The organism is Secundilactobacillus pentosiphilus, assembly GCF_002217985.1.
GTDB lineage: Bacteria > Bacillota > Bacilli > Lactobacillales > Lactobacillaceae > Secundilactobacillus > Secundilactobacillus pentosiphilus.
Genome location: NZ_BCMI01000020.1, coordinates 18,372 through 35,840, shown reverse-complemented (window position 1 = coordinate 35,840; position 17,469 = coordinate 18,372). Strand labels below are relative to the sequence as shown.

19 protein-coding genes and 2 riboswitches are annotated in these 17,469 nt (G+C 47.0%); of the genes, 6 read left to right on the top strand and 13 right to left on the bottom strand.

The genetic code is table 11. From position 1 onward, the window contains the following. Nucleotides 1–50 precede the first annotated feature (50 nt). From CES81_RS09610 to CES81_RS09565, 10 genes are all read right to left on the bottom strand, one after another. Complete coding sequence (locus tag CES81_RS09610) at nucleotides 51–875, bottom strand: Cof-type HAD-IIB family hydrolase (protein ID WP_089121578.1); 825 nt, start codon at nucleotides 873–875, stop codon at nucleotides 51–53. Nucleotides 876–979: 104 nt separating this feature from the next. After that, nucleotides 980–2,353, bottom strand: a complete 1,374-nt coding sequence (locus CES81_RS09605) for an amino acid permease (protein ID WP_089121577.1) — start codon at nucleotides 2,351–2,353, stop codon at nucleotides 980–982. 290 nt (nucleotides 2,354–2,643) lie between these two features. After that, the gene (locus CES81_RS09600) at nucleotides 2,644–3,606 is read right to left on the bottom strand and encodes a 2-hydroxyacid dehydrogenase family protein (RefSeq protein WP_089121576.1); all 963 of its coding nucleotides are present in this window, start codon (nucleotides 3,604–3,606) and stop codon (nucleotides 2,644–2,646) included. Between the two features lie 264 nt (nucleotides 3,607–3,870). Continuing rightward, nucleotides 3,871–4,113, bottom strand: a complete 243-nt coding sequence (locus tag CES81_RS09595; RefSeq protein WP_089121575.1) for a type II toxin-antitoxin system prevent-host-death family antitoxin — start codon at nucleotides 4,111–4,113, stop codon at nucleotides 3,871–3,873. A 150-nt stretch (nucleotides 4,114–4,263) separates the two neighbouring features. Further along, nucleotides 4,264–4,983, bottom strand: coding sequence for a gamma-glutamyl-gamma-aminobutyrate hydrolase family protein (locus tag CES81_RS09590; protein WP_089121574.1), 720 nt, complete (start codon nucleotides 4,981–4,983; stop codon nucleotides 4,264–4,266). Between the two features lie 143 nt (nucleotides 4,984–5,126). Continuing rightward, the gene (thiE, locus tag CES81_RS09585) at nucleotides 5,127–5,765 is read right to left on the bottom strand and encodes a thiamine phosphate synthase (protein WP_089121573.1); all 639 of its coding nucleotides are present in this window, start codon (nucleotides 5,763–5,765) and stop codon (nucleotides 5,127–5,129) included. Continuing rightward, nucleotides 5,762–6,586, bottom strand: a complete 825-nt coding sequence (gene thiD / locus CES81_RS09580) for a bifunctional hydroxymethylpyrimidine kinase/phosphomethylpyrimidine kinase (RefSeq protein WP_225356375.1) — start codon at nucleotides 6,584–6,586, stop codon at nucleotides 5,762–5,764. The genes thiE and thiD overlap by 4 nt, the downstream gene beginning before the upstream one ends. Before the next feature lie 17 nt (nucleotides 6,587–6,603). Then, nucleotides 6,604–7,395 (bottom strand): hydroxyethylthiazole kinase, encoded by a 792-nt coding sequence (gene thiM / locus CES81_RS09575; RefSeq protein ID WP_089121572.1) that lies wholly within the window; start codon nucleotides 7,393–7,395, stop codon nucleotides 6,604–6,606. Nucleotides 7,396–7,489: 94 nt separating this feature from the next. Next, nucleotides 7,490–7,597: riboswitch (TPP riboswitch) on the bottom strand. Between the two features lie 322 nt (nucleotides 7,598–7,919). Continuing rightward, nucleotides 7,920–8,768 carry an aldo/keto reductase gene (locus CES81_RS09570; protein ID WP_089121571.1) on the bottom strand — a complete coding sequence of 283 codons (849 nt, stop codon included), beginning with the start codon at nucleotides 8,766–8,768 and terminating at the stop codon, nucleotides 7,920–7,922. A 158-nt stretch (nucleotides 8,769–8,926) separates the two neighbouring features. Then, nucleotides 8,927–9,175 (bottom strand): hypothetical protein, encoded by a 249-nt coding sequence (locus CES81_RS09565; protein WP_089089225.1) that lies wholly within the window; start codon nucleotides 9,173–9,175, stop codon nucleotides 8,927–8,929. Between the two features lie 222 nt (nucleotides 9,176–9,397). On the opposite strand from CES81_RS09565, the gene CES81_RS09560 reads away from it, so the two are divergent. From CES81_RS09560 to CES81_RS09540, 5 genes are all read left to right on the top strand, one after another. Then, a complete protein-coding gene (locus CES81_RS09560; RefSeq protein ID WP_089121570.1) occupies nucleotides 9,398–10,399 on the top strand; it encodes an aldose epimerase family protein in 1,002 nt (333 codons plus the stop codon). A gap of 114 nt (nucleotides 10,400–10,513) precedes the next feature. Further along, the gene (rlmD, locus tag CES81_RS09555) at nucleotides 10,514–11,953 is read left to right on the top strand and encodes a 23S rRNA (uracil(1939)-C(5))-methyltransferase RlmD (protein WP_089121569.1); all 1,440 of its coding nucleotides are present in this window, start codon (nucleotides 10,514–10,516) and stop codon (nucleotides 11,951–11,953) included. 96 nt (nucleotides 11,954–12,049) lie between these two features. Further along, nucleotides 12,050–12,493 carry a hypothetical protein gene (locus CES81_RS09550; RefSeq protein WP_089121568.1) on the top strand — a complete coding sequence of 148 codons (444 nt, stop codon included), beginning with the start codon at nucleotides 12,050–12,052 and terminating at the stop codon, nucleotides 12,491–12,493. Between the two features lie 144 nt (nucleotides 12,494–12,637). After that, entirely contained in the window at nucleotides 12,638–13,120 is a 483-nt protein-coding gene (locus tag CES81_RS09545; RefSeq protein ID WP_089121567.1) for a DUF2975 domain-containing protein, read from the top strand. Between the two features lie 8 nt (nucleotides 13,121–13,128). Then, nucleotides 13,129–13,350 carry a helix-turn-helix domain-containing protein gene (locus CES81_RS09540; protein WP_180949777.1) on the top strand — a complete coding sequence of 74 codons (222 nt, stop codon included), beginning with the start codon at nucleotides 13,129–13,131 and terminating at the stop codon, nucleotides 13,348–13,350. A 221-nt stretch (nucleotides 13,351–13,571) separates the two neighbouring features. Here the strand turns inward: CES81_RS09540 and glpK are convergent, their stop codons facing one another. Together glpK and CES81_RS09530 are read right to left on the bottom strand one after the other, a co-directional pair. Beyond that, nucleotides 13,572–15,086 (bottom strand): glycerol kinase GlpK, encoded by a 1,515-nt coding sequence (gene glpK, locus CES81_RS09535; RefSeq protein ID WP_089121565.1) that lies wholly within the window; start codon nucleotides 15,084–15,086, stop codon nucleotides 13,572–13,574. 220 nt (nucleotides 15,087–15,306) lie between these two features. After that, nucleotides 15,307–15,558: a hypothetical protein gene (locus CES81_RS09530; RefSeq protein ID WP_089089259.1), complete on the bottom strand. Its 252-nt coding sequence runs from the start codon at nucleotides 15,556–15,558 to the stop codon at nucleotides 15,307–15,309. Nucleotides 15,559–15,720: 162 nt separating this feature from the next. Between CES81_RS09530 and CES81_RS09525 the strand changes: the two genes are divergently transcribed. After that, complete coding sequence (locus CES81_RS09525; protein WP_089121564.1) at nucleotides 15,721–16,461, top strand: gamma-glutamyl-gamma-aminobutyrate hydrolase family protein; 741 nt, start codon at nucleotides 15,721–15,723, stop codon at nucleotides 16,459–16,461. Nucleotides 16,462–16,567: 106 nt separating this feature from the next. Here CES81_RS09525 and tenA read toward each other — a convergent pair whose 3' ends face one another. Beyond that, nucleotides 16,568–17,290, bottom strand: a complete 723-nt coding sequence (tenA, locus tag CES81_RS09520) for a thiaminase II (protein WP_089121563.1) — start codon at nucleotides 17,288–17,290, stop codon at nucleotides 16,568–16,570. A 68-nt stretch (nucleotides 17,291–17,358) separates the two neighbouring features. Further along, a riboswitch (TPP riboswitch) is annotated at nucleotides 17,359–17,446 on the bottom strand. Between the last annotated feature and the right edge of the window lie 23 nt (nucleotides 17,447–17,469).

Sequence of the window (17,469 nt, the reverse complement as noted above, 5' to 3'; positions counted from 1 at the left end):
CTAAATTTTAGCCTTGAGCGTGTTTCTTTAATCTACCATTTAACTAAAATCTAGTTCAGATTTTGTGTTTGTTGTCCAAGTATGAACTGATCGATTCCCCGACCAACACCATCATGGTCATTGTCAGCGGTCAGGTAACGGGCAACTTGCTTCACGTTCGGTAACCCGTTAGCCATGACAATCGGCATGCCAACCAGTTTCAGCATGGGAATATCGTTAGGACCATCACCAAAAGCCGCTGTTTCATTTAAATCTAACTGTTCTCGCTGCGCAATGTAATTCACACCCCGCGATTTCTTAGCTGCACTAGCCGTGATATCCAGATAAATATCACTGGATTTTTGCATGGCCACCCCTGGAAGTTCAGCAGCTTGCAGGATTTTTACGATTCCGTTCATCACATCTAAGTTTAAGACGCAAAAGGTGATTTTGTAGATCGGTTCCGGATGACGCCAAAAGGTCTCCTGATCAAGTACCGTGGGTTTTTGCGGCATGTCTTCTTGAAAGAAGGCAATACCGTCGTCCATCCGGGTGACCTGCCAGCTGGTTAAGCCAAACAAGCTGATCCCCGTTTCTGGAAAGCTGGCTTCAACCAAGTCCACCACGCGTTTAACCACCTGACTGGGTACCGGCGCGTCTTCGATCACTTGCAGCTGTTCGTCCTTCGCCTGGTAAATCACCCCGCCGTTAAACCCGATCTGAGGCGCAGATAATTTTAACGTTTCAATGGCGTCCATCATCTGTCTGGGTGACCGCGCAGAAACCAGTGTAAACGGAATGCCCGCGTGTTGAATAGCAGTTTTATTGCCAGCTGACACCTTCCCATGCTGATTCAGTAGCGTGCCGTCCATATCGGAAAAAATGTGTTTGATCACGATTGATTTACCCCTTTTAATTCAGTTGACTCAGCCGAATACCGACTGAATGTACTATAACATAGTGTCATGTTTAGAGGTTAGATGCAACCGCTGCTGACTGACTATTCTACCGAGTGCGTCCTGTTTTGCCGGTGCGGCCGGTAGATTAACTGGTAAATCACCAGCATCACGAAGAAAACGACTAGCGAAACGATCATGGAAATACGGGTAGCCCCGTTGATCAGTAAGAACACTAACACACTGATGAAGAAAACCAGACTCAGCCAATCGGTCACCGGATAACCCGGCATCCGGAAAGTCGGCGCCCCGGCTGGATGAACGTGACGATAACGTAGGTGGCACCAGATCAAGATGACCCAGACCAGGACAAAGTTGATCGTTGACACACCGGAGATCAGGGTAAACACGCTGGCTGGCATTAAGTAGTTCAGGACCACAATGATCAGCAAGACCAGCGTGGAAAAATTCAGCGAGTTTGTTGGGACCCCGCTCTTATTGAGTGTCGCCAAGCTTTTCGGCGCGTTACCGCCCCAGCTCAGTGTATGCAGCGTCCGACTGGTGCTAAACAGGCAGCTGTTAGTAGCAGATAAGGCCGCGGTCAGCACCACGAAATTTAAGACCCCGGCGGCACCAGTGACCCCAATCCCAGCAAACACTTGGACAAACGGACTGGCAGTCGTGGTGATTTTATTCCATGGGTAAACACTCATTATGGCGATCATGGAACCAACGTAGAAGAGGCCGATCCGAATCGGCAAGCTATTGATGGCCTTGGGCAAGTTGGTTGCCGGATCATTCGTTTCACCCGCAGTCAGCCCTACCATTTCAATGCCGACAAAGGCGAAAACCACCATTTGAAACGCCATTAGGAAACCGTAGCCGCCAGTTGGAAAAAAGCCACCGTGACTAACTAAGTTACTAAAGGACGCTGCCTGACCATCAACCGGAGTATGCAGGATGGCCAGCGTGAAGCCGACAGCCACCAGGATAATAATGGCCGCCACTTTGATCAGTGAGAACCAGGATTCCATTTCTCCAAAGGCTTTAACGTTAATCCGGTTAGTGAAGTAGAGACAAACCAGGATCACAAACGGGGCGACCCACTGCGGTATCGATGGGAACCAAAACTTGATGTAGATCCCAGTGGCAGTCAGATCCGCCATGGCCAGACTGATCCAGCAGAACCAGTACAGCCAGCCGGTCACAAATTCCATCTGGTCACCCAGATATTGCCTCACAAAATCCAAGAAGGAGTGCTTAGTGGTATCCGACAGTAACAGTTCGCCAATGGCCCGCATCATAAAAAAGCAAAATAGGCCAACGATCAGGTACGCCAGAATAATTGACGGACCCGAGGTATGGATGGCGCTGCCAGAACCCAGAAACAAGCCGGTTCCGATAGCCCCACCGATGGCGATCATCTGAATGTGCCTGCTTTGCAACGAGCGCGATAACTTTTGATCTTGTTTTTTCATAACCAATTCCTTCCTGAACGCAAAAACGACGCCCCTTGGTGCCTCATTATCTGAGGACCAAGGGGCGTCGTAACGCTGTTCCACCCAAGTTCGCAGTTCATCTGAACTGCCTCTAATCGCTGATATTGGTTGCGCAACCAAGTGTTTCTGCCATTATAACGCTGCCGGGTTTCAGCCTATCCCAGTTCTCTGTGAAACGTTTTAATATTCTCATTATACTTTAATCTCATTAAATGGCAAGCTTTTTCTTGACCGTTGCGTTTAAAAATGCGTAGCGGCGGGAAAAGCTGTTACTTATTAACAATAAATTTAGCGTCTTTACCGCCATCAACCAGCAGCACGTTACCCGCCACAATGTTAGCCATGGCATCCCGTGCTTCAACCGTGGCATTGCCAACGTGAGGCGTTAAAATAACGTTCTTCAATGACTTGAAGCCGTCATCAACCTTTGGCTCCTTTTCGTAAACATCCAAAGCAGCACCAGCAATTTTACCAGACTTTAAAGCGTCTAGCAACGCTGCTTCATCGATAATGGGGCCACGACCGACGTTGATGATGCAAGCTGTCTGCTTCATTGCTTCGAAGGCATTGGCATCAAATTTATGCTGCGTAGCCGGCGTTTGAGGTGCATTGATCGTAATAAAATCGCTGGTTTTAATCAATTCATCTAATGGTTTGTAGGTCACTTTCATTGAGCGCTCTTCTGGATCCGACAAGCGGTTTGGCTTGTAGTACTGAACGTTCATACCCAGCGCGTTGGCCTTACGAGCGACATCGCTGCCGATGTTGCCAAGCCCAAAGATACCCAGCGTCTTCCCGGCAATTTCATGGCCTAAGAAATACAGCGGCGCCCAGCCAGGAAAGCCCTCGTGACGCATCTTGTGGTCGCCTTCAACGATCCGGTGGCTCAGCGCCAGCATCAGCCCAATCGTCACTTCAGCAACCGCGTTCGTGGACACGGCCGGTGTGTTAGTTACCGGAATGCCCTTTTTCTTAGCATAAGCAGTATCGATGTTGTTAAAGCCGGCCCCAAAGTTCGCAATTAGCTTCAGCTTTGGCGCAGCGTCAATAATTTCTTGATCCACCTTCGTTGACAGCGGTGTGATCAAAAAGTCGATATCGCTGACCTGTTTCAATAACTCATCGTGTGAGATCAAACCGTCGCCATCATAAACACCGACATCCAAACCAGCACTTTTCAGTTGTTGTGTTGCCACTTCTGGCAGCTGAGCTGATAAATAGACTTTACTCATAATTGAGGCCTCCCGTATTTTTTGTCACCGCTTTCATTATGGTCTAAATGAACTTAAAGTGCAATTTTACGGTATCGAGCGTTGAGCTCTGATTAGAGCTAGCAGATGCTCCAAGTTTAGGATATCTCCCCAATTGCTGTAACTGCAAAATGATTTTTGAAATGACCTTATTAGCTGCTTTCCGTCCAAAAGAATCCTCTAAATAAGCTTGTAATGTACATAAATCTGACGTTGCATCATTCGTGATAACAAGTTTGTATAACACTATTTCAACAGTTCCGCGGCAACCTCGTCCAGAGGCCGAGTACCACTTCTTTCGGCCTGTTTTAAGATTTGGGCTAACTGTTTACTTTTTTTGAACTTCTCAAAAGCTTCGTAATCAGCCAAATCAATGACAACATATTTGCCATAGCCGTTTTTAGTCAGAAAAACGGGATTATCAGGTTCAACTGTATCTAACACTTTTCCGTAATTTTTCAACTCTGAAACCGGCATGATATTCACCATAGTACTCAGTCCTTTCCAAGATTTAGTATATCATTATGGGACAAATCGTTCGAATAATTTATCCCATAACCTGTTAACTAAGGTCACATCAGTTAACTACGTGACTGATCTTAAAAAGGCTTGGGAATAATTCCAAGCCGCTTCACAAATCTACGCTTCTTTAACTCGTTCGATAAAGTTTTCAAAAATCGCAAACTCATCCACCTGTTCTTTGTACATCAGCTCTGGGTGCCACTGCACCGCCAAAATCAGTCTGCTATCCTTACTTTCAACAGCTTCTGCTACGCCGTCGCCAGCCTTAGCGGTCAGCTTTAGCTGTGGTGCTAACTTTCTAACCGCTTGATGGTGGTAACTATTGACCAGCACGTGCTGCTGCCCTTGAAAGATAGTCTGCAACATGGATCCTTCAGCAATATCGACATAGTGAGAACCTTGGTTATACGGTGCTTTTTGATGGTGCTGATAGGTCTGATGATCAATTTGTTTGGCAATGTCCTGATAAATGTCGCCACCCAGGGCGATATTCACGACTTGCGCACCACGGCAGATACCTAACATCGGTTTTCCAGCAGCTACTGCTAATTTAATCAGTTCAATTTCAGTAGCGTCCAATCGATCATCCGCCTCAGCCATTTCCGGCAAAGGTTCTTCCCCAAAGAAACGCGGCGCAACGTCCGGTCCGCCCGGCAGCAGGAGCCCATCAATCAAACGGCTATAGTTCGATGCTAAAGCCAGTTCGCGGGTAGGAATCAGCACCGGTATGCCACCGGCTTTGATGATTGCAGCGACCTCACCCTGATTAACAGTATGACGATACGAATCACCTACCAGCCGCCGTTCGGCTGGGATACCAATAATTGGTTTTGCCATGTTTACACCCCTATTTCATGTCATGCGATTTTGATGTGGATAGCTTAAAACCAACTCAGAAACTTGTCAATAGCTGTCATCACTGCATTTTTATTTAAAACGCAAAAAGGCCGTACCATAAGCGGTACGACCTTTGACCATTATTAAGCTTCCAGCATTGCTTTAACAACACCCGCAATATCATTACTTTGTGCAATCATTGAAATGACCGCTGATCCTGCTGCACCAGTCTTGATGACGTCACTTAGATCACCGACAGTGATACCGCCAATGGCAACGATTGGCCGCTTAGTTAATCCGACCAGCTGCTTAAGGCCATCAAGCCCAATCACTGGGTCAGCATCCGCCTTAGATCCCGTTGGGTGGATGGGGCCGCTGCCGTAATAATCAATACCGTCAATAGTGTTGGCCGCTTTCACTTCTGCCGCGTTCGAACAGGATAGACCAACGATCATCTGGTCGCCAACTTCATTTACCACCTGTTGGATTTTTTCATCCGATTGGCCCACGTGGATCCCATCGGCATTGACTTGTTTAGCCAACCCAACGTTATCATCCACAATGAAGGGAATCCCGGCCTGCGCACAGCGACCGCGTAATTTCATGGCCATGGCAGCCCGGTCAATGGGACTAAGTGTCGACGCTTGACCCTTATCCCGAAACTGGAAAGCGGTGATACCCGCTTCAATCGCAGTGTCCACGACAGTTTCGTACTGCCCTTCCGGCACATCTTGGGAACCGCAGACAAAGTAGGCTTTTAACATTTCTGGTTTAAATTTCATTTGACCGGATGCTCCTCTCCATATGCCCAATGGTTCAACGGACCGTGGCCGTGGCCGACTTGAATGGTATTTCGGATAGCGGCTTCCACGAAGTCCTTAGCGACCCGGATCGATGATTCAATGTCGTTGCCCTTGGCAATTTCTGCCGTCATGGCACTGGACAGCGTGTCACCGGTACCATGAGTTCGCACCGTGTCTACCCGCGGCGCGCTAAGCCAAAATTCCTTGCCGTTTTCCAACAGGACGTAATCGGTGACCTTGTCAGTATCGCCGTGACCGCCCTTGATCATCACGTTTTTAGCACCAGTTGCACGCAGCATTTTACCAGCCTCCTGCATGTCTGTGGGTGTTTTAATGTCCATATCAGTCAGTCTTTCAGCCTCTGGCAGGTTCGGCGTTACCACCGTAGCCAGCGGCAGCAGATCACGCTTAACCACATCGATCGCGTCGTCGGCCAGCAAAGCTGCGCCGCCTTTAGCAATCATGACGGGATCCACGATCAGCGGACCCAGGTCGTATTTTTTCAGGTTTTCAACGACGATCTCCACGTGCTCATCATCCGCCAGCATCCCCGTCTTGCAGGCCTTGATTGCTAAATCACCAGCCACTGAGGCAAACTGCTCATCGATCAGCTTCTTAGACAGGGCCGCAAAGTCCTGTACGCCAAGGGTGTTTTGCGCCGTAACGGCGACGATCACTGCCGCACTGAAAACGTGGCGTTCCTGCATGGTCTTTAAGTCAGCCATCACCCCGGCACCGCCGCCGGAATCAGTCCCCGCGATCGTTAACGTTTGTGGAAATGAATTAAGCTCCTCAACCAATTTAAATGTCACACCTTTCAGTCAAATTGTGCAATTTTTTCAATGTCAGCAACACTTGCCAAATGCAGTTCGTCCATCAAACGGGCTGCAAAGGTACCGGGCCGTTCTTCGTTCAACTGTTCAGCAACGATTTGGCCGATTGAGGCGAAGACCAGGCAGGCCGTTTGGGCAGCTTCGAAGTAATCACCATCACTGACCGCGCAGAAGGCACCCACAATACTGCTGAGCATGTCGCCAGAACCCACGTGCAACTGGAACAGCGGCGTACCGTTGAAGACGCGCGCAACGTGCTCCCCGTCGGTAATGACATCCGTTGCACCACTTAAGATGACCACACAGTTTTGCTTTTTCGCAGCGGCCTTAGCAACTTCCACCACGTCTTGATTGCCAGAACCAGCATCGATGCCCTTCGCATCCCAAGCAACGTCAGCCAGCGCCGCGATTTCACCGGCGTTGCCGCGAATCACGTCAACTTGAAACTGGTTCATGAGGTCCAAGGCCACCTTCTTACGGTAACTGATCGCACCAACGGCAACGGGGTCGATCACTAACGGCTTGTGCTGAGCGTTAGCAGCTTTACCCATAGCCAGAATATGATCTACTTGCGGCTTGGAAAAAGCACCCAGGTTCAAAGCAACAGCATTACTGATACCGACCATTTCGTCGGTTTCGCCAATTTCTTCAGACATAATCGGTGAAGCCCCGATAGCATTGATACCATTGGCCACATCTTGAACGGTCACAAAGTTAGAAATATTAAGAACAACGGGATTAGTTTGACGAATCTGATTCAGCAAATCGATTTTCATGGAAAAATCCTCCCAATTATATAAGTGCAAACAACAGTCAGACACTTAAAAAAGCCGGGCTCAACAAAACGTGAGCTCGACTCTTCACCAAAAATGGCCGAATTGAACACGTTCCTTCGCAAGTATGAACTTACAGGTTCAAAGGGATAGTGCAACCACATCTCAGCCCCAGCAAAATACTGGGACACCCCTCGTGTTGTTTGGGTTAATTGTAAAAGAAAAAGGGTGTGAAAGCAAGCGCTTAGAGACTGGAGCCTAAGGTGCTTTCGGCAAAAATCCCGGGCTTGGATTTATGGCGGAAGTGCCTTAGGTGCAAGTCTCTGCTTGCCGGAACCCGACTAGAAAAAGGGTGTGGAAGCAAGCGCTTAGAGAGCGAAATGTAACTGTGGGACAACGGAAATCCCGGGTTTGGATTTTGGTTGTCCCATGGTTACATGCAGCTCTCTGCTTGCTGGAACATAACTAGGCTACATAAAAGAAAAGAGCCCAGCCTCAACACGGCCAAGCTCTCACAAATGACATTTCTAAAACGGCACCGTATCCGGATCTTCCGCCAGCCCAAAAGCACCACGAAAACCATCAATGGTCTTCATATCTTCTTTGGCGATTTCAAAATCAAAAATATCGGTATTGGCTTGAATATAATTCTCATGTACCGACTTAGGCAGCGGCAGGAAGCCGTGCTGCAGGTGCCAGCGCAGTACTAACTGCGGGACGGATTTATGATATTTCGCGGCGATTTCTTTTAACCCATCGATCTGAAAAATTTTACCCGTTCCAAATGGACTATAAGCCTCAGATAAAATATCGTGGGCATCATTATAGTCAACCACACTAGGTTGCAGATCAGACGGATTCAGGAAAATTTGGTTAACCATTGGCGTGATCTTGGCCGTTTTTAGCAGAGCATCCAGGTGCTTTGGCCGGAAGTTGGAAACACCGATAGCCTTAACCAAACCTTCTTCATAAGCTTCTTCCATGGCCTTCCAGGTCTGCGCGTTCTTTTCTTCCCAGTTATCCCGAAAAGCTTGCGGGTTAGGCCAGTGAATCAAGAAAAGGTCAACGTATTGCAGACCTAGTTTTGATAATGACTCGCCAAGAGCTTGCTTCGTTTCTGCATAACCATGAGCGGAATTATCAAGTTTCGTGGTGACAAAAAGCTCGTCCCGTTTAATACCAGAATCGTGAATCGCACGGCCAACACTGGCTTCATTACCATAACCTTCAGCCGTATCAATGTGTCGGTACCCATCCTTTAATGCCGTCAGCACAGCTTGGTAGGCAATCTCACCATCTGGCGTCTGCCAAGTACCAAATCCAACAACCGGAATCTTAGTCCCGTTACTAAGCGTATAAGTATCCGTTAGTGCCATCTCAGGTCCTCCTTTAAATATCACATCAATCTTAACAAGATCGAGTTTACCGTTTTTACAAAGTTCAGCGCAAGGAATTTGCCCATTTGAAAACTGAAAAGCAGCTCGCTTACGATCAATCTACGACCGTCTAGTGAACTGCTTTTCAGAATGCGATTTTAAATTACCGGCGTTGCACTTAACCAGTCATATTGCAGTAATTGGTGAGTGCCCTTGGTTACCGGCAGCCAGATCTTAGCCTTGGCAATATCTTTCATGGTTTGCCAGAAGGACTGATCACTTTTAGCAACTGCACTCGGTTTAATTTGGATCATTTCATTATTTTCGGTTTTAGCAGTCATTTTAGACTCATTAACGTCCACTAATTGAACGGCAATGGTCTCAATCTTTGTGTTATCGAGCAACATTGATATCAATCCTTTCGAGAATTACACCTTTGATATTACGATTCTAAGAATACCAATCAAATATCTCGAAACTGTGAAGAAAGTATTGGGAAAAGGTTAAGAACTAAATTTATTCGGTGGTATTCAAATTTATCAGATAAATTTACTTTTTTTACTAAAACTTTAGCACCAGAAAGCGTATACTAATAGTTGATAAAGCGTTTACACAAGGAGGACTTATTTATGCAAATTACAGCTGATATTTTTGGTCAACACGACGGTCAAGATGTTTACCGCTACACCATTACCAACGCAGCAGGTAACTTTATTCAGGTCAGCGCACTGGGTGCCACTTGGACAAACTTCAACGTTAACAACCATCCAATAATCGGGCACTTTGACAACCTTTCTGATTATGAAGCCACTGCTACATGCTTAGGCAAGTCAATTGGTCGGGTAGCCGGCCGGATCACTAAAGCTAAAGCAACCATCGATGGTAAGGAATACCACTTCGATGCCAACGAAAACGATAATACCCTTCACGGCGGCCCACACGGTTTTGCCAACTTAGTTTGGCATGCTGAACAATCTGTTCGTGAACACGATGCCAGCGTGACTTTCTCACGCAACATTGCCAGTTCAGAAGATCACTTTCCTGGCGACCTGGACGCCCGCATCACTTACACCTTCACTGATGATAACGATGTAACGATCAACTTCAGTGCCGCATCAACGGCAACTACCTTGTTCAACCCAACCTGCCACATTTACTGGAACTTGACAGATGGCCAAAAGAATCTGGACGACCAGCTATTACAAATCAATAGTTCTCGTCGTTTGGACTTAGCCTCTGACAAAGTGCCAACGGGCAAGTTTACCGACCTTGCAGGTACCGGCTACGACTTCTCATCGGCCCGCGACGTGCCTAGCGCACTGGCTGACATCAAGTCACAGTACAACAAGGACGAAATCGATGATATTTACGTTGTTAAGGGCAGTGCAACTGAACCAATCGCCATTTTGAGCGACAAGTCCAGCAACCGTCACGTGGCCATTTACTCAGAACGTAACGGCCTCGTTGTTTACACCGCTAACCTATCTGACAACAGCAAGCCATTTAACGCCGTTGCCACTGAAGCTCAGACGTTACCAGATGCCATTAACCACGACGGCTTTGGTGATATCACACTGCACCCAGGCGACTTAAAGTCATACTCAATTAAATACCACTATTACGAAGAGTAATCTTATTTTTCGGTAATGAAAGGAGCGGTTCAGCTTGTGCTGGACCGCTCTTTTACGCTACAATACGGAAGACGTGAGAGATTACTAGACACTATATAGATAGGATAAAAATCATTGAAATCAAATCAACCGCAACATCGTTATCACAATTCAAATCAGCACCGGCCCCGACCGCACCAGCAAACTGGCGTACAAGTCACTTTAGGCCAACGGTTTCCGCTGACCATTAAACGTCTAGGCATCAATGGTGAAGGCATTGGCTACTTTAAACGCAAGTTAGTCTTCGTAAAAGGTGCCTTACCAAACGAAGTAATCGTAGCCGAAGTGACCGGGATCAAACCGTCATTTTTGACTGCTAAAGTTCACCGGCTCAAAGCACCTAGTTCAGATCGGGTTAAACCTCGTGATGATTACGCCGGTGAAGTCGGCGGCTTTGAACTGGAACACCTCGCTTACCCGGCACAATTGGCCTTCAAACGCGATGTGGTCCTGCAGTCGCTGGAAAAGTTCCAGCCAAAGGGCTACCGTAACTTCCAGTTAAAGCCCACGATTGGTATGGACAATCCGTACGCATACCGCAACAAGGCGCAGTTCCAAGTTCGGCGGGACGCTGACGGCCACGTGATCGCCGGCCTTTATCGCGAACGAAGCCATGACTTAGTTGATCTCAAGACCTGTTCCGTTCAAATGCCGGCTACCATGCGCGTCATGCGTGGCGTTGTCGACTTAATGGAAGCGCTAGACGTCAGCACCTACGATGAAAAAACGGGTACCGGCCTGGTGAGAACAGTTGTCGTCCGAGTAGCTGAAGGCACCGGTGAAGTTCAGGTCGTTTTCGTCACCGCTAAGGCACCCTTCCCGCAGGAAGCCGAAATGGTCGACCAGCTGCTGACGAAGTTTCCCGAAGTCGTTTCCATTATGCAAAACATCAATAACGATAAAACCTCACTGATTTGGGGCGAAAAAACGAAACTGCTAGCAGGTAAGCCGCAGATTCGAGAGGTACTCAACGGACTGCAGTTTAATTTATCCGCCCGGGCGTTCTTGCAACTAAACCCCTATCAGACCGTTCGTTTGTATGACGAAGCCCTGAAAGCACTGGCTTTATCCGACAACGAAACCGTCATCGATGCCTACTCCGGCGTCGGTACGATCGGCTTGTCCATTGCCCACGCGGCTAAAGAAGTCCGCGGAATGGACGTGATTGCTGACGCCGTGGACGACGCCAACGAAAACGCCCGGATCAACGGTATCGACAACGTCCGCTATGAAACGGGAACTGCTGAAACAATCATTCCCAAATGGCTCAATGAAGGCTTCACTCCGGACGCTTTGATTGTGGACCCGCCGCGAACCGGATTAGATGACGGTTTGATCAACGCCATTTTAAGTGCTAAGCCGAAAAAATTTGTCTACATTTCCTGCAACCCATCCACGCTGGCACGCGATCTTGTGAAACTCACCAAGCAGTATCACGTCGACTACATTCAATCCGTAGACATGATGCCGCAAACCGCTCGTTGCGAAGCCGTGGTGAAATTTACCCGGGCGTAGTGGTAGCCAAAAAGCACATTTAGGCTTATTATAATGGAATAAGTAGTTTGACCAATTTTGACTTTTAAAAGATCCAGTGTAGAAAAGAGGGTTTAAATGCAAAATCCATTTGGAAACGGCGGAAATGGCGATAACGATAATAATGAGGGGCCAAACGGTCTGCCAGTACCGCCTAACTATGCCACCGTTGTCAAAGAAGATAACGGTGATATCAGAATCGGTAAGGTTGGTTTCTCCTACACCACCTTTCTCTTCTCATTTCTCGTGCCCATTTTTCGGGGAGATTGGTACAATTTCTTATGCATGATCGGTGTTAACCTTGGTATCGTTTTGGGACTCTACTCCATTCACTTTACTTCGTTTCAAACATTCAATTTTGCTACCAGCATCCTTCAGTTTGCGCTAAGCTTTGTTTGGGGTTACCTGTACAACCTGATGTACTTCCGTCACTTGTTCAACCGTGGCTTTAAACCTGCTACTCAGCGATCAAAGGATCTGCTGGAAAAAAGCGGCTATTTACCTAAACCCAAAAAGAAATAAACAAAATAAGCATCAAGCAAACTCATTTGCTTGATGCTTATTTTTGGTTCCAGTATTGAACCGAAAGCTTATTAAAATTTTATCGTTTATCGATAAGGCCATCTGCTATACTAGTCCAAATAAAGACTAAATGGAGGCATTCCCATGCGAAAAGGAACCTGGTTTTTACGAATCTTGATCGGCGGTTTGGCATTATTAGCAATTGCGGCGGGCCTTATTCCGTTTCCTATTATGCTCCACGAAATGTTTGAACAAGCACCCCATGGCTTGACGATGATCATTGTCATCTTGGCAGTTGGCATTTATCTGGCAATCATTGGCTGTTTAGCAGCTGCCTTTTTTGCCGAGCAGCTGTTACAAATCATCGACCACAATCAGGCCTTCAGCACTCACGCAGTAATGTCTCTAACCCGTGTTAAATGGGCACTAGTACTGGTTACAACGGGGATTTGGCTGTGGCTGCCCTTCATCTATACAATCGCCCAGATGGACGATGCACCCGGTATGATGCTGATTGGCTTAGGTATTGCTACTATCCCGCTTATTTTAACCGTCTTTATAGCTATTTTAGCCCGTCTTTGGGATGCAGCCTTACGAATTAAAAACGAAAACGATCTAACGATTTAGGAGCACAAATGATGATTGAAATCACATTAGACGACCTATTAGTAAAACGCCACATGACTTTGACGCAGCTATCGGCAACTGTGAACATGACAATTGCCAATCTGTCAATCCTTAAAACTGGCAAGGCCAAAGCAATTCGCTTTTCCACGCTGGAGAAGATCTGTCACGCTCTGAATTGTCAGCCTGGCGACTTATTGCACTATCAATCGGATAACGAAAAGGACATGTGACCATGTGACATAAGTCGATATCGACAAGGATTTAATTTAATCTCTTAACTAAAACACATTTTAAAATTGGCTTTAGTTCATTACTTAAATATAGTCTTAACCTATTCCACAACTCAGGTTCCGGCCATATAACACCCAAAAACGTCATCCCGATAAAAAATCGGAATGACGTTTTTGGTGTTAAATTCTGAAATCTACCGAGTTATGTTACGGTCTTTTACTTAATGCTGTGGCTTAAACGCCCTGGTAGCCTGAATAGCAATCTTCCAGCCGTCATATAAACGCGCGCGCCGGTCCGCCGTCATTTGCGGCTTGAAGGTTCTGCCAGCGGCGTGGATTTTGCTGACTTCATCCAGGTCTTTCCAATAACCCACTGCTAAGCCGGCACAAATGGCAGCTCCCAGCGCAGTGGTTTCTTCATCACTGGAACGAACGATCGGCAAGTTCAAAATATCGGCTTGAAACTGCATCAAATAACGGTTACGTGACGCCCCGCCATCGGCTAAAATTTCCACTACCGGCATTTCAGTATCTTGACGCATCGTCTCAATAATGTCACGCGTCTGATAAGCAATGGATTGTAACGTGGCTTTTACAAAATCGCTCCGGTTAGTCCCGCGAGTCAGGCCGAAGACCGCACCGCGAGCATCCTGATCCCAGTAGGGTGCGCCCAACCCGTTAAAGGCAGGAACAACATAGACTTCATCATCATTGGTGGATTCCATGGCAACCTGCCTGGATTGCGGCACGTTATCAATGATCTTCATAGTTTCCTGCAACCAGTTCAGCGCGGTTCCCGCCACGAAAATCGATCCTTCAAGCGCATAAGTTAATTTACCATCTAAATCATAAGCAATGGTCGTCAACAGCTTATGGTCGGACAGCTGCGGCTGATCACCGGTATTCATCATGATGAAGGCCCCGTCACCATACGTGTTCTTGACTTCCCCGGGTTTGAAGGCCATTTGCCCGATCAAAGCGGCCTGCTGGTCACCGACTAGACCGCAAATTGGCACTTCAACGCCGTAAAACTGATAGTTTTTAGTCGTCCCATAAACTTCGGAGCACGAACGGATTTCCGGCAGCATTTGCTTCGGAATATTCATCATTTTCAGGATCTCGTCGTCCCACTTTAAATCATGAATGTTAAACATCATCGTTCGGCTGGCGTTGGTATAGTCGGTAATGTGCAGCTGCCCATCCGACAGCTTCCAGACCAGCCAGCTATCAATGGTGCCCATGAGTAATTCGCCCCTTTCAGCACGTTCTTGCGCACCCGATACATGGTCTAGTAACCAGCGCACCTTGGTAGCCGAGAAGTATGAATCGATCACTAAACCGGTATGTTCATGAATGAATTCGGAGTACCCATCCGTCACCATCTGTTTGGCGATCGGTGCCGTCTGCTTTGATAGCCAGCCAATGGCATGATAAATCGGCTGACCAGTTGCTTTATCCCAAATAACCGTAGTTTCACGTTGACTTGAGATCCCAATACCGTCAATGTATTCGGGATGAACCCCCGCATCGATTAGCGCGCTGGCGATCACTGACTGAACCGAATTCCAAATTTCATTAGCATCGACTTCAACCCAGCCATTGTGCGGATAGTATTGCGGAAACGACTTTTCGCTTTCAATCACTTTACGACCTGAATGGTCAAACAACATGGCCCGGGTCACAGAAGTCCCCTGATCGATTGCAAGTATATAATGTTCCGGCTGCTTCATTGCCATAACGATTCACTACCTCCAACTTTGTGATAAGTAAACGGTTTCAAAACTATTTTTACTGTATCACATTCACAAAGTTAATGTCATCAGTTATCACACAATCTCAGATAATTCTTAATTAAAACATCCCTTTCTCAGTTAACCGCTAACCGGGACAAAATAAAGCTTCGCACGGCTAAAACGATGCCGTACGAAGCTTTATCAACTTTAAAATTGACTATTTTTAACGTTTGATCACAACACGGAGATCAGCCTTTTTATCAGTGTTCGTTGGGTTGATTTCTTCTTTATAGTTGAAGTCAGCTTCTTGGAAGTATTTTTTGATCTCTTCATTGACTTTCTTGATGTCACGCGTGTCGTTATCCTGTTGCGTAATCAGCAGGGTGTATTCTTTAGCGTCTTCATCAACATCTTCAAATGCGTAGATTACATCTACCGTATTCAAAATTTCTTGAATCATTTGTCGTTCTGTCATTGCCATCATCATTTACCTCGTTTAATTTTAGTTACATAACTAATGTAACGCTATTTCAGAGGAATGTTAAATGTTTTAACAGAGGGTTGCTGATTGTATGGTAAAATTGGAAACAAGTTAGCCACCTGAAAAATCAGAATTTAAAGAAAGGGAGGAATCGCCTTGCGCCCGCGAATCGCACTGCCAGCTGATACCTTAGCTGAAGCAACTAACATTATTAACGAACGTAACGCCGCCTTCGCACCCCGTCCAGCCATTGAGGCCGTTGTTAAAGCCGGCGGTGTCCCCATTATTTTCCCCAGTGTGGACCCAGAAGACGTTACCGATTACATGGATCTGTTTGACGGTGTCGCGTTTCTTGGCGGCGCCGACGTCGATCCCACCTTTTACGGTGAAGAACCTCACGAAAAACTCGGAGTCACCTACCGGAAACGCGATTTATTTGAAATCGAGCTGCTTAAACAGGCCATCGCTAAAGGAAAAGCGATTTTAGGCATCTGCCGGGGGCTGCAGCTGATCAATACCGGTCTTGGCGGTACCGTCTATCAAGATCTCTCAGAAAATCCGGAGATTACTTTAAAACATAATCAGGAAGCTGCCGGCAATATGCCTTCCCATCACATCTCCGTTGATCCCAGCAGCCGCCTCTTCAAAATCACGGGTGCCCGGCCGTACGTTAACTCCCGGCACCACCAAGCCGTTAACAAACTGGCTGACAGCTTAAAGGTCACCGCCCGTGCCGACGACGGTGTTATCGAAGCCTGCGAGTCCATCGAAAACGATCAAATTCTAGCGGTGCAGTGGCACCCCGAGAACATGTACAAACACCATGTCGAATCCAAGGCCCTCTTCGCTGACTTGATTGCCCGCAGCCAAAAGGTAGCGAAACGTGATCGTCGGTAAAATGAACGTTGTGTTACCTCGCCCCCTTCTGAAAAGAGGGCTTTTTTAATACAGCAAACGGCACGGTCCCGATTTTATCTGGGAGCGTGCCGTTTCATTCGTTAACTTATTTAGCCTTGGCAGACGTATTCACCGGCAGCTCAACACCGGGAAGAAATTGCCAATCTTTTTGGTAAAATGACTGTTCCCAAAAGTCCCACTCAAACTCACAGCTTTCAAGGAAACTGCGCTTAACTTGATCAAGGCGTTCACGGCTGTATTTCGGCGCTTCACGGTCCAAAATGTCGAAAAACGGAAACTGCTCCGGCGTCTCATCTGCATCATCATCGTTCGCATATAATTCGATCCAAGGCGTAAACACGTTATCGGCGGTATTTTTACCCTGTTCAACTAACCGATCACCAATTTCACCATACGTCCACGGACATGGTGTCATAGCAGCGATGATATCGATCAGATCACCTGATTTCAGCGTTTCCAGCATATGATTCGTGTAGAGCTTAGTCGTAGGGGTCATGGGCTGTCCCTGCAGCGATGCATAAGACGTGCCGGCTACCTCGCAAAAGTTCTTGTGGGCCTCGGATTCACTATTTAAAAGAAAATCGATCTGCTGACTGATGATCTGCATATCTTCCCGCGACGTGCTCTTCAAAAGCGCCACCGCGTCAGAGTGCAGGAATTCGTTGAGGTAATTGTAATCCTGCGTGACATAGAACATAAGTGCCTGCTTGGATAACTTTCCATCACCAATTCCTTTCACGAAAGGATGTGCCATAATGTGATTCAAAACGGGCGTTCCTGCTTCAATCAGTTCTGTCGAAAAGGTCATAGGATATATCTCCTTTTATTTTTTTCAACATAGAAGCTAGGAACTCCCGTATTCTGAAAGTTCGTCATTATTTGATTGAATTGCTTCCCTTCGCTAGTACTAACTAGATCAGGTTTAAAGGGTATTTCTCAGCACAGGGCACCCCTAGCAGTATGTTACGGTGAGTATAGCATTTTTAC

Bases quoted from the DNA above. Each gene is read 5' to 3' on its own strand.
- CES81_RS09605 (WP_089121577.1), bottom strand. From the start codon at position 2,353: ATGAAAAAACAAGATCAAAAGTTATCGCGCTCGTTGCAAAGCAGGCAC.
- thiE (WP_089121573.1), bottom strand. From the start codon at position 5,765: ATGAAATTTAAACCAGAAATGTTAAAAGCCTACTTTGTCTGCGGTTCC.
- CES81_RS09590 (WP_089121574.1), bottom strand. From the start codon at position 4,983: ATGGCAAAACCAATTATTGGTATCCCAGCCGAACGGCGGCTGGTAGGT.
- CES81_RS09540 (WP_180949777.1), top strand. From the start codon at position 13,129: ATGATGATTGAAATCACATTAGACGACCTATTAGTAAAACGCCACATG.
- CES81_RS09530 (WP_089089259.1), bottom strand. From the start codon at position 15,558: ATGACAGAACGACAAATGATTCAAGAAATTTTGAATACGGTAGATGTA.
- CES81_RS09550 (WP_089121568.1), top strand. From the start codon at position 12,050: ATGCAAAATCCATTTGGAAACGGCGGAAATGGCGATAACGATAATAAT.
- CES81_RS09545 (WP_089121567.1), top strand. From the start codon at position 12,638: ATGCGAAAAGGAACCTGGTTTTTACGAATCTTGATCGGCGGTTTGGCA.
- glpK (WP_089121565.1), bottom strand. From the start codon at position 15,086: ATGGCAATGAAGCAGCCGGAACATTATATACTTGCAATCGATCAGGGG.
- CES81_RS09560 (WP_089121570.1), top strand. From the start codon at position 9,398: ATGCAAATTACAGCTGATATTTTTGGTCAACACGACGGTCAAGATGTT.
- thiM (WP_089121572.1), bottom strand. From the start codon at position 7,395: ATGAAAATCGATTTGCTGAATCAGATTCGTCAAACTAATCCCGTTGTT.
- tenA (WP_089121563.1), bottom strand. From the start codon at position 17,290: ATGACCTTTTCGACAGAACTGATTGAAGCAGGAACGCCCGTTTTGAAT.
- CES81_RS09595 (WP_089121575.1), bottom strand. From the start codon at position 4,113: ATGGTGAATATCATGCCGGTTTCAGAGTTGAAAAATTACGGAAAAGTG.
- CES81_RS09565 (WP_089089225.1), bottom strand. From the start codon at position 9,175: ATGTTGCTCGATAACACAAAGATTGAGACCATTGCCGTTCAATTAGTG.
- CES81_RS09570 (WP_089121571.1), bottom strand. From the start codon at position 8,768: ATGGCACTAACGGATACTTATACGCTTAGTAACGGGACTAAGATTCCG.
- CES81_RS09600 (WP_089121576.1), bottom strand. From the start codon at position 3,606: ATGAGTAAAGTCTATTTATCAGCTCAGCTGCCAGAAGTGGCAACACAA.